Source organism: Streptomyces sp. DSM 40750, from assembly GCF_024612035.1.
Lineage (GTDB): Bacteria > Actinomycetota > Actinomycetes > Streptomycetales > Streptomycetaceae > Streptomyces.
On record NZ_CP102513.1, the window covers coordinates 1,423,414 to 1,438,217 of the forward strand.

Annotated in this window: 11 protein-coding genes; 8 read left to right on the top strand and 3 right to left on the bottom strand. The window is 71.2% G+C overall.

Features of this window, described 5'->3' with window-relative positions; translation table 11 throughout:
* Positions 1-26: 26 nt before the first annotated feature.
* Positions 27-1,307: a TerD family protein gene (locus JIX55_RS06540; protein ID WP_257562290.1), complete on the bottom strand. Its 1,281-nt coding sequence runs from the start codon at positions 1,305-1,307 to the stop codon at positions 27-29.
* Between the two features lie 317 nt (positions 1,308-1,624).
* On the opposite strand from JIX55_RS06540, the gene JIX55_RS06545 reads away from it, so the two are divergent.
* From JIX55_RS06545 to JIX55_RS06565, 5 genes are all read left to right on the top strand, one after another.
* Entirely contained in the window at positions 1,625-2,074 is a 450-nt protein-coding gene (locus JIX55_RS06545; RefSeq protein WP_257562292.1) for a DUF6643 family protein, read from the top strand.
* Between the two features lie 54 nt (positions 2,075-2,128).
* A complete protein-coding gene (locus JIX55_RS06550; protein WP_257562293.1) occupies positions 2,129-2,953 on the top strand; it encodes an MOSC domain-containing protein in 825 nt (274 codons plus the stop codon).
* 241 nt (positions 2,954-3,194) lie between these two features.
* The gene (locus JIX55_RS06555; protein ID WP_257562294.1) at positions 3,195-3,818 is read left to right on the top strand and encodes an Rv1733c family protein; all 624 of its coding nucleotides are present in this window, start codon (positions 3,195-3,197) and stop codon (positions 3,816-3,818) included.
* Between the two features lie 199 nt (positions 3,819-4,017).
* The gene (locus JIX55_RS06560) at positions 4,018-6,456 is read left to right on the top strand and encodes a right-handed parallel beta-helix repeat-containing protein (protein WP_257562295.1); all 2,439 of its coding nucleotides are present in this window, start codon (positions 4,018-4,020) and stop codon (positions 6,454-6,456) included.
* 100 nt (positions 6,457-6,556) lie between these two features.
* Entirely contained in the window at positions 6,557-8,068 is a 1,512-nt protein-coding gene (locus JIX55_RS06565; RefSeq protein ID WP_257562296.1) for an alpha/beta hydrolase, read from the top strand.
* Between the two features lie 46 nt (positions 8,069-8,114).
* Here the strand turns inward: JIX55_RS06565 and JIX55_RS06570 are convergent, their stop codons facing one another.
* A complete protein-coding gene (locus JIX55_RS06570; RefSeq protein WP_443046384.1) occupies positions 8,115-10,661 on the bottom strand; it encodes a hypothetical protein in 2,547 nt (848 codons plus the stop codon).
* A 291-nt stretch (positions 10,662-10,952) separates the two neighbouring features.
* Here JIX55_RS06570 and JIX55_RS06575 point away from each other — a divergent pair, with 291 nt between their 5' ends.
* Positions 10,953-11,786: a DeoR/GlpR family DNA-binding transcription regulator gene (locus JIX55_RS06575; protein WP_257562297.1), complete on the top strand. Its 834-nt coding sequence runs from the start codon at positions 10,953-10,955 to the stop codon at positions 11,784-11,786.
* 107 nt (positions 11,787-11,893) lie between these two features.
* Here JIX55_RS06575 and JIX55_RS06580 read toward each other — a convergent pair whose 3' ends face one another.
* Positions 11,894-13,018 carry a PLP-dependent cysteine synthase family protein gene (locus JIX55_RS06580; RefSeq protein ID WP_306819989.1) on the bottom strand — a complete coding sequence of 375 codons (1,125 nt, stop codon included), beginning with the start codon at positions 13,016-13,018 and terminating at the stop codon, positions 11,894-11,896.
* Between the two features lie 355 nt (positions 13,019-13,373).
* Between JIX55_RS06580 and JIX55_RS06585 the strand changes: the two genes are divergently transcribed.
* On the top strand, positions 13,374-13,697 hold the full coding sequence (locus JIX55_RS06585) for a hypothetical protein (RefSeq protein ID WP_257562298.1): 324 nt from the start codon (positions 13,374-13,376) through the stop codon (positions 13,695-13,697).
* A 271-nt stretch (positions 13,698-13,968) separates the two neighbouring features.
* Entirely contained in the window at positions 13,969-14,502 is a 534-nt protein-coding gene (locus tag JIX55_RS06590; protein WP_257562299.1) for an ATP-binding protein, read from the top strand.
* The last annotated feature ends 302 nt before the right edge of the window (positions 14,503-14,804 follow it).

Sequence of the window (14,804 nt, forward strand, 5' to 3'; positions counted from 1 at the left end):
ATGGGCCGTATGGGCCGTATGGGCCGCTATTTCCTGCCGGGGGTCCAGTTCATCCCCCACCCGTAGGCGTAGTCGACCGTGCGCTGCGGGCTCACGCCGCGCTCGGGGACCAGGTAGCGGGCCTCGCGCTGCACGATGAGGTCGCCGCCCTGGTTGGTGATGAGGGCGAGGGCGCAGACGGTGGAGGGGACGGTGCACTCGTCGAGGGAGAAGTCGATGGGGGCGCCGTGCTGCGGCTGGAGGGTGACCGTCGCGTGCAGATCGGCGAAGGAGCGGGCGCCCTCGTAGATGGTGACGAAGATGAGGATGCGCCGGAAGGCGTTCTTGTGGTCGAGGTTGATGGTGAGGTTCTCGCCGCTGCTCACGGCGCCGGTGCGGTCGTCCCCGTCGAGGTGGATGAAGGGCGGCTGGCGCAGGGCCCCGAAGGCGTTGCCGAGCGCCTGGACGACGCCCTTGCTGCCGTCGGACAGTTCGAACAGGGCGCACAGGTCGAGGTCGAGGTCCGCGTGGTTGGCGATGGCCCGGCCCAGCTTGCTGCCCCACCCGGTGAACTGCTTGTGCACCTCCCAGTTGAGGTTCACGCGCATGGCCCCGGAGGTGCCGCCCTGCTTGCTCAGGGAGACCGCCGGGGCCTCCTTGGTGAGCGTGACCTTGGTGAGGCGGACCGGGGCCGGCGGTGCGGGCGGCGGAGGCGGGGCGGTCGTCACCGGGGGCGGCACGGTGACGGGAGGAGCCACGGGTGCCGGCGAGGTCATGGGGGCGGGAGGTGCCGCCGTGTGCTGCGGTTCGTCCACGGTGATGCCGTAGTCGGTGGCCAGGCCCTCCAGGCCGCTGCTGTAGCCCTGGCCGACGGCACGGAACTTCCAGGCGCCCTGCCGGCGGTAGAACTCGCCGAGCACAAAAGCGGTCTCGACGCCGGCGTCCACGCTGTCGTAGCGCGCGATCTCGGTGCCGGCCCGCTCGTCGAGCACCCGGATGTACAGTCCGGGCACCTGCCCGAAGGTGCCGCCGTCCGCCGAGGCGGCCACCACCACGGTCTCGATGGCGGGCTCCACGCGCGCGAGGTCGACGACGAGTGATTCGGTCACCTGGCCGCCGGTGTCCCGTTTGCCCTCGTGCCGGACGGCGCCGGAGGAGTGCGCGGGCTGGTTGTAGAAGACGAAGTCGGCGTCCGAGCGTACCTTTCCGCCGACGAGCAACAGCGCCGAGGCGTCCGTCAGGGGCGCACCCGGCCCGGAGCCCCGGCCCAGTTCCACGCGCAGCGCCGTCGTCGGCACCGCGGTGTTCGATCCTTTCGGCATTGACATGTCCGCCCCCATCAGAAGGTCACCCAGAAGGTCGTCGCCAGGCCGCGTCCCACGCAGTCCGTCGGATCCGCCCGGACCCGTTGTCGGGGCCAAACCTATTCCCCCGGGCCCCGGAACCCCCAGAACCCGTACCGAAAGAGCTGTGTCCAACCGCCGGTAACCCCCCGGGAACTCGCCCTTTACACGATCAGAACGCGCTTTGCTGCCCTTTTTCGCCGAGTTCGCTCGCATTGGGGATCCAGCGTCACAGCCGACACGGAAAAGAACCCTCTTATCGGTCTCCCCAACCAGCACATCGTGGGCTTAACTTATGTGCCATGACCTCCCCCCGCTCCACCTACGGCGGCGGTTACTACTCCGCCTCGTCCTTCGCGGACACCCCGATCTACGACTCTCTCGTCGCCGAGCGGGGAACCCCTCAGATCGCCCCCATCCGGGTACCGGCCCAGTACGACACGCCGGGCAGCAATCTGCCCGCGCTCCCGTCGGCGCTCCCCGCACTGCCGGCCGGTCCCTCCCAGCCGTCCCCCGCCTACGGTTATCCGCAGGCCCAGCAGCCCTCGCCGCTGCAGCAGGCACCCAACGCGTACATCCCGCAGCAGGCCGCGGGTCCGCGTGGATACCCGGGCGCCCAGCCGCAGCAGCAGCAGCGTCCGATGCCCGGCAACACCGGCTACGAGGCCATGCGCCCGGCGGCTCCGCGCCCGGCTCAGGCCGCCCCGTACCAGCAGGAGCCGTACAACGGTCAGCAGTACCGCGGCTACTGAACCACTTGAAATATTCCGCGTGGGGTTGTCACGGCCTGCTGGCAGGATGACCCCATGGGGAATCCGTCACTGCACTCGATCCATGTCCACCCACTGAAGGCGGCCCGGGGATTCGCCCCCGACGAGGCCGTCGTGGAGCCTTGGGGGCTGGCGGGCGACCGCCGCTGGGTGCTGGTCGACGACTCGGGCAAGGTCATCACTCAACGTCCGCATCCGCGTATGGCGTTGGCCGCCGCCGGGCTGAAGCCCGGCGGCGGTCTCCTGCTGTCCGCGCCCGGCCGTGAGCCGCTCGCCGTTCCCGTGCCCGAGCCCACCGGGACGACGACGGTGGAGATCTGGCGGGACAAGGTGGAGGGGGTCCCCGCCGAAGCCGCGGCGCACGCCTGGTTCAGCGACTACCTGGGCATCGCCGTGCGGCTCGTGCATCTCGACGACCCGGCGACCCGCCGCCCGATCGATCCCGAGTACGCCCGCCCCGGCGAGACCGTGAGCTTCGCCGACGGCTATCCGCTGCTGCTCACCACACTCGCCTCGCTCGACGCGCTCAACGCCCTGGTCGCGGACGGCGACCACCCCGAAGAGGGCCCGCTGCCGATGAGCCGCTTCCGGCCGAACGTGGTCGTCGACGGCACGGACGCCTGGGCCGAGGACGGCTGGCGGCGCGTCGCCCTGGGAGAGGTCACCTTCCGGGTCGCCAAGATGTGCGGGCGGTGCGTGGTGACCACCACCGACCAGGACACCGCCGAGCGCGGGCGGGAACCGCTGCGCACACTCGCCCGCCACCGCCGTTTCGGCGACAAGCTGGTCTTCGGGCAGAACCTGGTTCCGGAATCCGGGGGCACGGTTCGCATCGGCGATCCGGTGCGGATCCTCGAATAAGGCGTTCGATCCCGATGAGATCTGCGCGGTCCTGAGGTAACCCCCCTTCTCCTCTTGAGAATTCAACCTCTTACGATTCCGTTCGTGTGTAGGGAACACACGCGCTGGGCCCGACCGTTGAGTCTTGGTGAGAAGTTCATGAGAAGGCCGGCGGGAGGGTGATTTCGCTCTCTCTTGACCGGGACCGCGCGTGGACGGCTCCGCCCGGGGTTATCACGGACGCGTAAGGGGGTGTGGGGCAGTGCGGGCAATCGGTGGACTGCGGGCGTTCGGCGGGCTGTGGCGTTGGCGGCACAATCCGCTGCGGCGGACGACCGATCTGGTCGAGGCGTGGCTGGCGTTCGCGGCCCTCGTGCTGATCCTCATCGCCGCACCCTTGATCGGCGCCCTCGTCGGCACCGCCGCCCAGAGCGCCCTGCAGCAGTCCGTGCGCGACCAGCAGGAGACCCGGCACCGGGTGACCGCCACCGTCGTCAAGAAGGTCGACGGCTCCCCGCTGGACCCTGATCCGGAGACGGCCACGACCCGCGACCGGCAGAGCCGGGTGGTCGCCGACTGGACCGGCCCGGACGGCACCGACCGGCACGGCACGGTCATGGCCAACCTCAAGACCCCGCAGCCCGGCGACCACTTCACGCTGTGGACGGACGGGCAGGGCCGAATAGTGGGCCGCCCCCTGGACACCGCCACCGCGACGACGCACGCCGTGCTGGCCGGATTCGGCGCCACCGTGCTCGCCGCGGGGCTCGCCGAGGGTGGGAGGCGGCTGATCGTCTGGCGCATGGTCCGCCGCCGGTACACCCGTTGGGACCAGGCGTGGGACAAGGCGGGGCCGGACTGGGGCAGGACGGGCACGGGCAGCTAGGGCCTGCCGTTTGGATCATGGCGACTTCGGGCTGCGGCGCCTTAAGTCGCCGGTGGGCGGTGCGATGGGGGTCCGTCCCCGGCCCTGGCCGCCTTCCGACTCCGGTCAACTCCCCCTGTCCGCGCACGCTACGGTGGACCGACCAGCCGAACTGTTCGGCATCGACCCGCGTTCCACGAGGTGGGGGCACAGCAACGCCATGGCACAGGGCACGGTCCAGGTGACGCACACCGGTACATCGCGGTGGCGGCGCCGCACAGGTGAGTACACGTCGCTCGCCGCGGCCCTGGAGGCCGCGAGTGACGGCGATGTGCTCATCGTCGCTCCCGGCACGTACCGGGAGAACCTCGTCGTGCAGCGGGGGGTCACGCTGCGCGGCCCGGAGGGCTCGCCCGGCTCGGTTCGCATCGCGCCCCTCGACGGGGTGCCGCTGACGGTGTCCGCCTCGGCCGTGGTGCAGGACCTGCATGTGGAGGGCCAGGACGCGGCGGCCCCCGCGCTGCTCGTCGAGGACGGCACACCCGAGCTCCTGGACCTGCGGATCGTCACGCGTTCCGCGGCCGGCATCGAGGTGCGCGGCGGCGCCCGCCCGACGGTCCGGCGCTGCACGGTCGACAACCCGGCCGGGATCGGCATCGCCGTGGTCGACGGCGGCGGCGGCGTGTTCGAGGAGTGCGAGGTCGTCGCGGCCGGCCAGGCCGGTGTCGCGGTGCGCGGCGGCGGTCATCCACGGCTGGAGCGGTGCAGGGTGCACCACACCTCGGGTTCGGGCCTGACGGCGACCGGGGAGAACTCCGCGCTGGAAGCGGTCGGATGCGAGGTCTACGAGGTCCGCGGCAGCGGCGTACAGATCACCGGGCGGGCCACGGCCCATCTCACCGACTGCGACGTGCACCGTACGACGGCCGACGGTGTCACGCTCGACACGGACGCCGTGCTCACCCTCGCGGACTGCCGTATCCACGACATCCCGGAGAACGCGGTGGACCTGCGCTCGCGCTCCGTCCTCACCCTGACCCGCACGTCGGTACGGCAGTTCGGGCGCAACGGACTGTCGGTGTGGGACCCGGGCACGCGCGTGGACGCCAACCAGTGCGAGATCTTCGACAGCACCGGCGACTATCCGGCCGTCTGGGTCAGCGACGGCGCGACGGCGGTGCTGGAGTCCTGCCGGGTGCACGACGTGCCCGACGCGCTGTTCGTGCTGGACCGGGGTTCACGCGCGGACGTCGTCGACAGTGATCTGTCGCAGGTGCGGAACACGGCGGTGTCGGTGAGCGACGGGGCGACCGCCCAGCTCGACGACTGCCGGATCCGGGACGCGGCGACGGGCGCCTGGTTCCGCGACCACGGCAGCGGCGGCACCCTCAACGGCTGCACCGTGGACGGCACGCAGACCGGCGTGATCGTCACCAAGGGCGCCGACCCGACCATCGAGCGCTGCACGGTCACCTCGCCCGCCGAGGCCGGCTTCTATGTCTCGGCCGGGGGCCGCGGCAGCTTCCTCAACTGCCGGGTGACGGGCAGCGGCGGCTACGGCTTCCACATCATCGACGGCTGCCGGGCGACGCTGCGCAAATGCCGTACGGAGCGTTGCGCGCGCGGGGGTTACGAGTTCGCGGACGGCGGGCCCGGCACCGCGGGCGGCGGCCCCGTCGTCGAGGACTGCACCAGCGACGAGAGCGCGGGGGTGCGGCCCCCGGCCGCGCCCGAGACCGCCACCCAGACCACGGCCCAGTCGCCCGGCCTGCTGGGCTCGATCCCGGGCCAGCGCACCACCGAGCAGCCGCCGGCCACCGTGCCCTCCGTGGAACCCGAGACGCCGGTGCGAGCCTCGAAGGCCGTGCTCGGTGAACTCGACGCGCTGGTCGGCCTGGACAGCGTCAAGCGCGAGGTGCGCGCCCTCACCGACATGATCGAGGTGGGCCGCCGCCGTCAGCAGGCCGGCCTCAAGGCGGCGTCCGTCAAACGGCACTTGGTGTTCACGGGCTCCCCCGGCACCGGCAAGACGACGGTCGCCCGTCTGTACGGCGAGATCCTGGCCTCGCTCGACGTCCTGGAGAAGGGGCATCTCGTCGAGGTGTCCCGGGTGGACCTGGTCGGCGAGCACATCGGCTCCACCGCGATCCGCACCCAGGAGGCCTTCGAACGGGCCCGTGGTGGTGTGCTGTTCATCGACGAGGCGTACGCGCTGTCGCCGGAGGACTCGGGCCGGGACTTCGGCAAGGAGGCCATCGACACACTGGTGAAGCTGATGGAGGACCACCGGGACGCCGTGGTGGTGATCGTCGCGGGCTACACGGCCGAGATGGAGCGCTTCCTCAGCGTCAACCCCGGTGTGGCGTCCCGTTTCTCACGGACCATCACCTTCGACGACTACGTCCCCGACGAGCTGTTGCGCATCGTGGAGCAGCAGGCCGAGGAGCACGAGTACCGGCTGGCGCCGGGTGCGGGTGACGCGCTTCTGAAGTACTTCACGGCGATCCCGAAGGGCCCGGCTTTCGGCAACGGCCGTACCGCGCGGCAGACTTTCGAGGCGATGGTGGAGCGCCACGCGAGCCGGGTGGCCCAGGTCGCCGAACCGAGCACGGACGACCTGACGTTGCTGTACGCGGAGGACCTGCCGGAGCTGCCGTAGCCGCGGAGGGGCCGGGGGTTCACCCCAGGGGGAAAACCCCACCACAGGTGTGCTGTCGGCCGGATGGGACCGGAGCGATCCGGCGGACAGCATGATCCCCATGACGCATCGCACTCGACGAGCCCTGGTCCTGGCCCTCTCCGTCTCGGCCGCCGCCACCACGCTGACCGCCGTCACCGGCCCGGCGGCCGCCACGGCGGCCCCCTCCTCCCCCGCCCTCACCTGGCGCCCCTGCGCCCAGCCGAACGGCCCCGCCGGTCAGGAGTGCGCGGAACTGCCCGTACCGCTCGACTACCGCGATCCGGACGGCGCGCAGCTCACGCTCGCCGTCTCCCGACTGCGCAGCGAGGCCCCCGAGGCACGGCGCGGCACGCTGCTGGTGATCCCGGGCGGACCGGGCGGCTCCGGCGTCAAGCGGCTCACCCAGCAGGGGAACGCGCTCCGGAACGAACTCGGCGGCGCGTACGACATCGTCAGCCTCGACCCCCGCGGTGTGGGCGGCAGTACGCGGGCGAGCTGTGGGCTCCCCGCCGACGACCGGCACCTGGTGACCCTGCGGTCCTGGCCCTCGCCCGACGGGGACATCGCCGAGAACGTGGCGCGGTCCCGGCGTACCGCCGAGGCCTGCGCCACGAACGGCGGTGCGGTGCTGCGCAGCCTCACCACCGCCAACGAGGTGCGTGACATCGACCGTTTCCGGCAGGCCCTGGGCGAGGAGCGGCTGTCGGCGTACGGAGTGTCGTACGGGACGTACGTGGGCGCGGTCTACGCGCAGAAGTACCCCGAGCGGACGGACCGTTGGGTGCTGGACAGCAATGACGACCCCGATCCGCGGCTGGTCGCGCGGGGCTGGCTGGCGAGCATGGCGCGGGGCGCGGAGGACCGGTTCCCGGACTTCGCCGCCTGGGCCGCCGACCCCGCCCGGGAGACTGCGGGCCTGCGGCTCACCGAGAAGCCGGAGGACGTACGGCCGTTGTTCCTGTCCCTGGCGGCCGCGCTGGACCGCGCCCCGAGGGCGACGACCACCGAGGGCGTGCCCCTGACCGGCAACCGACTGCGGCAGGTGATGCAGAACGCCCTGTACAACGACAACTCGTTCGACGAACTGGCCCTGCTGATGCGCCAGGCCCTGGACCCGAGGGCGACGCCGGTCCTGACACCCGACGTGGCCGGGCCGATGAGCGACGAGGACGCGGCGGCGGTGATGGCGGTGATCTGCAACGACGTGCGCTGGCCGGCGTCGGTGGGCGCGTTCGAGCGGGCGGTGGCCGACAACCGCGTGCGGTATCCGCTCACGGCCGGGATTCCGGTGAACGTCACGCCGTGTTCCTTCTGGAAGGACAAGCCCGTGGAGAAGCCGACCCGGATCACCGACGAGGGGCCGTCCAACATCCTCCTGCTCCAGCATCGGCGGGACCCGGCGACCCCTTACTTCGGCGCCCTGAAGCTGCGGGGCGCGCTGGGCGACCGCGCTCGGCTCGTCACGCTGGAGAGCGGCGGACACGGCGCGTATCTGGGGACGGGGAACGCGTGCGGCAACCGTGCCGTGACGACCTTCCTGCTCACCGGGGAGCGGCCGGAGCGGGACATCTCCTGCCCGGACGACGAGTGACAGGGGCTGCGGGCGCGCTGCGAACCAGGACTCGGGCCACTGTGCGCTAGGACTTCCGTGGGCCCGGCAGCTCCGGTCCGATCCGGGCCAGCAGGTGCTGCCGCTCGTCGCCGAAAGCCGGGTCCGCCTGGTAGTCGGAGTGGCCGAGGATCGGGGCGGGCAGGGGGTGGGCGCCGGTGCGGCCGTAGGCGAGCGGGTCCTTGAAGGGCTCGGCGTCGACCTGCGGCCCGTATCTGCTGGTCAGGTGTACGGGGCCACCGATGGGGTCGGTGAGGCGGTACAGGTTGCGCCAGCAGTCGACCTCGCGGTGCAGGGAGGCGAGCGGTTCCGGGCCGAAGTGGGCGGGGAACCAGCGCCCGTACAGCCGCTCCAGCGGTGAGCCGTACGTGAGCAGCGCGACCCGCTTGCGGACCGACGGGGTCAGCTGCCAGGCGGCGGCCGCCGCGAGGACGCTGCCCTGGGAGTGGCCGGAGAGGACGAGCCGGCCACCCGTGGTGCGGGTCCAGGTGGCCATGCGCCAGGTCAGATCGGGCACGGCCCGCTCGGCATAACAGGGCGGTGCGAACGGGTGGGCGGCGCGCGGCCAGAACGTGCCCACGTCCCAGAGGATGCCGATCGTGCGGCGTGCGGAGGCGTCCTTGTAGGCCCTGCGCCCCCAGGTGACGAAGAGCAGGAACCCCACGCCGATCAGCCAGGACCCCAGCGTCTGCGCGGTCTCGGCGGCACCCGCGACGCAGTCGTACGAGTCGTGCGCCGCCTTCGCCGGTGTCTCGCGCGTCGCCAGGGCGCCGGCCAGGGCTCCGGCGCCGAGGAGCAGCGTCACGGTGGAGGTGATGCCGATGATGCGGGGCGCGCGGTCGGTGAGGGCGGCCATGGCACGGGTGCGCGCGATACGGCGGGTGCGGCCGGCGTCCTGGGACTCGTGCTCCTCGTTCGGTCGTTCTTCGGCTTCCTCGTTCGGTCGTTCTTCGGCTTCCTCGTCCGGTCGGCCTTCTGCTTCCTCGTCCGGTCGGCCTTCTGCTTCCTCGTCCGGTCGCTCTTCCGCCGGGCGTCTGTGGTGGGGCCGGCCTTTCACCACGTCGTACTCCCGCTCCACCGCCGCCATCTCCGCGCGCCGGAGGACCCAGGTGCGGCGGGCCAGCCAGCCGAGGAGGCCGAGGACGACCAGGAGGAGGGGCGGGATGACGGAGGCCTGCCAGGTGAGGAGGACGGGTGGGCCCGGCAGGGCGTCGTCGGTGCCGCCCAGCCAGTCGGCGACGCGTTGGGCGACGCCTGCCGACATGACGCCGCCGAGGGCGCAGGCGAGCATCGCGACGGCGGGGCCGGCCAGGCCGTACATGGCGGTGCGCGGGTCGGGGCGGGAGCGGTACAGAGTGCGGGCGACCACGCCGAGCGCGATGACGAGCAGGCCCTGTACCAGGGTGATCCCGCCGAAGGTCATGTCTCCCGGCAGCCGGCCCGCCGACGTCCAGTCGGGGCGGGACCACCCGGCATACACCATGGCGAGCACGAGGAGGGCGAGCGAACCGGCGGGCAGGCGGCGTACCAGGTGCTCGTCCAGTTCCTTGTCGAGGCGGTTCTCGCTGCGGCCCCGGCGGCACACCACCCACACCACGACGACCGTGAGCACGACGAGTGCCGCGTTCAGCAGCCAGCCCAGGAGCTCAAGGACGGCGGGGCCGCCCGCCCGGCGGTCGTGGCGGGCAGCGGACGTGCCGACCGCCGCCGCGACCGTCAGGAAGCCGGCCGCCGCGTGGCCGGCACGCAGCCTGGCCACCAGTCGGCGCCCGTACCAGAAGCCGGGCCGTCCGAGAGCGACGCGTGCGGTGTCCTCGACGTCTGGTGCGACGCGGGCCGTCGTCTCGCCATCGGGGCGGGCGTCGTCGCGGTCCATGGGGCGCTGTGACTCGTACTCGTTCCAGGTGCGGTGGGAGAGGTACCACAGGAGGCCGGTCAGCGCGGCGGGCACCAGGCCGGCCAGGGCGAGGCGGCGGCCGGGCTGACTCCACCAGCCGTCGTCGGAGACGGCCGGGGAGAGGAAGCCGAGCCAGGTGTGCTCCTCGGCGCACGCGCGTGCGCCCGCGCACTGCCAGGCGGTCAGGTCGAGGGCGACCTCGCAGGCGGCGGCGACGAGCAGCACGGTGAGGGTCAGGCCGGTCAGGCGGACCAGGAGGCCGTAGAGGCGTACCGTCCGGCGACGGTTCCGGGTGGTGGGGCGCATCCAGTGGGCGAGGTTGACGACCATGAACGGCAGCAGCAACAGCCACAGGGCGCGGGAGCCGTTTCCGGACGTGAGGTTGCACCACACATAGGCCTCGGGGACGGGCTTGCCGCGGTAGTCCGCGGGCCGTGCCTCCGCGTCGGCGTCGTCGATGCGCCGGAAGACGGCGGCCGTGTCGTCGCCGGTGATCCGGACCGTGCGCGGATCGTCCAGCATGCGTTCGGGGGTGGTGCCGCCGACGCCGTGGACGAGGAGTTCGAGGGCTGTTCCGTCCGGCGTGATGCGGTCGGAGTCCTGGTGCTCGCCCGCTTCCGTGGGTACCGGATGTTCCCTGGGTTCCGTATGTGTCGTATGTTCCGTCGCACGATCCACTGTTCCGCTTCCCCCGTGAGCGCCGCAAGTCAGATGTGATGTGCAGGCACTGATGATCGCCGCTGGGCGTGACTCGTACACCTGTGGTCACGGAATCTCCCCGATCCGTGTGATAGTGGCGGGCGCGAGGACGGAACGTGACGTACCCGCGCCTGTGCAGGTAGTGGCGTCACCGGTGGTGGGGCATGCGAATATGGGGCGTCCTCGGGACCGGGGACAGGGGGAATGTCCTCGTCGGAGGGGGTATGGAAGGCGTGTCGGACGTGATGGGGCGAAAGGACCGGAGCGGGCGTGAGTGAGAACCAGAACCTCCTCGCCGAGCAGCGCCGTGCCCTGATCCTCGACGAGGTACGACGGCGGGGCGGGGTCCGGGTCAACGAGCTGACGCGCAAGCTCGGTGTGTCGGACATGACGGTGCGCCGCGATCTGGACGCGCTCGCCCGCCAAGGCGCGGTGGAGAAGGTGCACGGCGGTGCGGTGCCGGTGGCCGAGGCGAGCACGCACGAGCCGGGTTTCGAGGCGAAGTCCGGGCTGGAGCTGAGCGCCAAGGAGGACATCGCGCGGGCCGCCGCGGAGCTGGTCGCGCCGGGGTCGGCGATCGCGCTGTCCGGGGGTACGACGACGTACGCGCTCGCGCACCGGCTGGTGGACGTGCCGGATCTGACCGTGGTGACGAACTCGGTGCGGGTCGCCGATGTCTTCCATGCCGCCCAGCGCACGTCCGGGCCCCGGCAGGGTGCGGCGACCGTCGTGCTGACCGGTGGGGTACGTACGCCGTCCGACTCGCTGGTGGGGCCGGTGGCCGATCAGGCGATCGCGACGCTCCACTTCGATGTGCTGTTCCTCGGTGTGCACGGGATATCGGTCGAGGCGGGGCTGTCCACGCCGAATCTGGCGGAGGCCGAGACGAACCGGCGGCTCGTGCAGTCGGCGCGGCGGGTTGTGGTGGTGGCCGACCACACCAAGTGGGGGACGGTGGGGTTGAGTTCGTTCGCGGCGTTGGAGCAGGTGGATACGTTGGTGACGGACGCGGGGTTGGCCGCGCAGGCTCGGGGCGAGATCGCTGAGCATTTGCGGCGGTTGGTGGTGGCCGGGGAGGACTCTGACGACAGCGCCGACATGTGAGCGCCGTTGTTACTGAGGGCGACGTGAGACTGCCGGCCGTCGGTGGCTGGTCCCGCGGTTCCCCGCGCCCCTGAGAGACCGGCACTGGGCCCCGGCCTCACGTACCCCTAGTCTCCCCACACGCCCGTCTCCAGCAGGGTCTCGATGGCCGCCGCGTACGGTGCGATGTCCAGGCCCTGCTCCGCCAGCCACTCGTCCGAGTAGTACTTGTCGAGATAGCGGTCGCCCGGGTCGCACAGGAGGGTGACCACGCTGCCCTGGCGGTTCTCGGAGACCATCTCGGCGATGATCTTGAGCGCGCTCCACAGGCCGGTGCCCGTGGAGCCGCCGGCCTTGCGGCCGATGGACTGTTCCAGGGCTCGTACGGCGGCGACGCTGGCGGCGTCTGGGACCTTCATCATGCGGTCGACGGCACCGGGGACGAAGCTGGGCTCCATGCGGGGGCGGCCGATGCCCTCGATGCGGGAGCCGCAGTCGCAGGTGACATCGAGGTCGCCGGTGGTCCAGCCCTCGAAGAAACAGGAGTTCTCGGGGTCGGCGACGCAGATGCGGGTGTCGTACTGCATGTAGTGGACGTAGCGGGCGATGGTCGCGGAGGTGCCGCCGGTGCCGGCTGTCGCGACGATCCACGCGGGCTCGGGGAACCGCTCCAACTCCAGCTGGCGGAAGACGGATTCGGCGATGTTGTTGTTGCCGCGCCAGTCCGTGGCCCGTTCGGCGTAGGTGAACTGGTCCATGTAGTGGCCGCCGGTCTCCACCGCGAGGCGGGCCGACTCCTCGTACATCTTCCGTGAGTCGTCCACGAAGTGGCAGCGGCCGCCGTGGAACTCGATCAGGCGGATCTTCTCGGCGCTGGTCGTGCGCGGCATGACGGCGATGAAGGGGACGCCGATCAGTTTGGCGAAGTACGCCTCGGAGACGGCCGTGGAGCCGCTGGACGCCTCTATGACGGGGCGGCCCGGCCGGATCCAGCCGTTGCACAGGCCGTAGAGGAAGAGGGAGCGGGCGAGGCGGTGCTTGAGGCTGCCGGTGGGGTGGGTCGACTCGTCCTTGAGATACAGGTCGATGCCCCATCTCTCGGGCAGCGGGAAGCGCAGCAGATGGGTGTCTGCGGAACGGTTGGCGTCGGCCTGGACCTTGCGGACGGCTTCTTTGAGCCAGGTCCGGTACCCGGTGTCGCTGTGATCGACGTCGAGGGTCACGTCCGGACGGGTGGGGTGGGTGGTGCTCACGGCGTGCTCCTCACGCATTGCGCCGACGGCGGATCGCGGCGTCGGACCTCCCGATGATAAACACCTTCCGCACGCTTCTCACCTGCATAAACATGCCTTTGAGTACCTCAAGGACACTCCTGTGGCGAGGATGCGCGGGGCGCATGGGGGGCGCATGCCGCGCGTGCGCCGGAACCCCGCCCCCGACCAACCGTGCGCACTGGTGCTCCACGCCGGGGACGTGCAGACTTCACCGCACGGGCCGAGTACGACGCCACCGGGGCCGCCCAGGGGACAGCGACCTCGGGCACACTGGATCACGGTCCGCGACGGATCACGACAGAGGACGGCCGAAGCACACTAGGGGGCGGGGCACATGGCGGAGCCGGAGTTCACGGCCACGGGCGTGCGGATCGGAAAGAGGCTGCGGCAGCTCACCCGGGCCGGACAGGTCCGGATCGAGGGCGGTCGCCTGCAGTTGCTCACGAGTTACGGCAGTGAGATCGACAGCGCCCCGGTGCAGGCGGTACGGGCCTCGAAGCCCTGGTTCGCGAACGAGGACCGGGCGTTGGCCGACGTCAACGGAACCCGTTACACGCTCACGCTCAACGAGCAGGACCCGGCTCCGGGGAAGCCCGGGCCGCCGTCGGCCCGCCGTTTCATAGAGGCGGTGCGCAAGGCCGCGGGGCGCAGCGGCTGATGAACCGCGAGTTGCGGGACCGGACCCCCTGAGTCACTCTGGTCTCACGTCACTCTGGGTTTACCGGCGATAACGCTGCGAACCAGCCCGCCGGCCATGTCAGCGGGCGGTGGTCGTCAGCAGCCACCCCATGAGCAGGCGGCAGTCCAGGCTTCCGCCCAGGCGGCAGTCGTCAGGCGGCCGCACCACAGCAGGCGGCGTTTTTCGCCCAGCCACCTCGCTGGATCCGTACTCCGATCTTCTTCCGGACTCAATTCGGGGAGTCGCAGCCGTGATCAGCCAGCAAAGCAGGCACTGCACGGTGGAGCTCCAAGCCCTGCCGTCGCGGATCGGCCAGGTCCGCAGAATCGTATCTGCGCAATTGCGCTACTGGCATCTGGATCCGTTGATAGACCGGGCCGCACTCGGTGTGACCGAGCTGCTGTCCAACGTCCACCAGCACGCGGAGCCGGACAAGATGTGCACCGTGGAGATGGAGTTGCTCCTCGGCCGGCTCACGGTCTCGGTGCACGACAACGACCCCCGCCTCCCGATCGTCCAGGACGCGGAGCCCTTCGCCACCTGTGGTCGCGGTCTCGCGATGGTCGCCGCGGTGAGTGAGAGCTGGGGTGTGCGGCCGCACGGCGAGTCGGGGAAGGTGGTGTGGTTCACGCTGTCGGCGTCCACGGCCGCGGTGCCCAAGATCTCTCCGTACGACTCCGGGCTGACGCTCGACGCCGGACAGACGAACGGCACCGGACACAGGCCCGCCGCGCCTGGCCGCAGGTCCGAACACGCTCCCGCCCGGTCGGCCGTCGCAGGCTGACCGGGCGGTGACCCACTGGTCGCACATCGGCGGCCGTCCGTACGTCATTCGGTAGGGGTGGCACGCAGGACATCCAGGCGTGCCACCCGCCGTGTTCTCCTCGGCGGACCCCTGACCGGTGATCGCCTCGATTCCCCTCGGCAGTACGGGAGTCGGGGCGTCCACCATTTCCTGCCGGCTGACGCCCGGGCCCGCCCGCACGAGGATGCTCGTGGCCTGCCCCGGCTCGTCGAGCGTGCTCAGTTCTGTGTGCCTCATTTCTGTGACTACTATTTCTGTAACTACTAGTATGTACAGTGGGA

Bases quoted from the DNA above. Each gene is read 5' to 3' on its own strand.
- JIX55_RS06540 (WP_257562290.1), bottom strand. From the start codon at position 1,307: ATGTCAATGCCGAAAGGATCGAACACCGCGGTGCCGACGACGGCGCTG.
- JIX55_RS06545 (WP_257562292.1), top strand. From the start codon at position 1,625: ATGACCTCCCCCCGCTCCACCTACGGCGGCGGTTACTACTCCGCCTCG.
- JIX55_RS06550 (WP_257562293.1), top strand. From the start codon at position 2,129: ATGGGGAATCCGTCACTGCACTCGATCCATGTCCACCCACTGAAGGCG.
- JIX55_RS06560 (WP_257562295.1), top strand. From the start codon at position 4,018: ATGGCACAGGGCACGGTCCAGGTGACGCACACCGGTACATCGCGGTGG.
- JIX55_RS06565 (WP_257562296.1), top strand. From the start codon at position 6,557: ATGACGCATCGCACTCGACGAGCCCTGGTCCTGGCCCTCTCCGTCTCG.
- JIX55_RS06585 (WP_257562298.1), top strand. From the start codon at position 13,374: ATGGCGGAGCCGGAGTTCACGGCCACGGGCGTGCGGATCGGAAAGAGG.